This is a genomic window from Halomonas sp. ND22Bw, assembly GCF_003011945.1.
Classification (GTDB): Bacteria; Pseudomonadota; Gammaproteobacteria; order Pseudomonadales; family Halomonadaceae; genus Halomonas; species Halomonas halophila.
Window position 1 is genome coordinate 1 of the sequence record NZ_PXWD01001639.1, and the last position, 241, is coordinate 241.

The 241-nt window shown below is 63.1% G+C and carries 1 protein-coding gene; it reads left to right on the forward strand.

Translation table 11 applies throughout. From position 1 onward, the window contains the following. Positions 1-241 (forward strand): MerR family transcriptional regulator (locus tag CVH10_RS23825; RefSeq protein WP_146143374.1); only part of this gene is annotated, 241 nt, incomplete at both ends.

Below are 241 nucleotides of genomic sequence, written 5' to 3' on the forward strand. Positions count from 1 at the left end.
GGCGGATTGCCCGGTGCAGACCGTGCGCTTCTACGAGTCGGAAGGCCTGCTGCCCGAGCCTGCACGCAGTGTGGGCAACTTCAGGCTCTACGATGAAGTTCATTTGGAGCGCCTGCTGTTCATCCGCCGTTGCCGGGCCAAGGACATGACGCTGGAGGAAATCCGTCAGCTGCTGAACTTCCGGGACCGGCCGGAGCTGGACTGCGGCGAGGTGAATGCGTTGGTCGATTCCCACATCGCC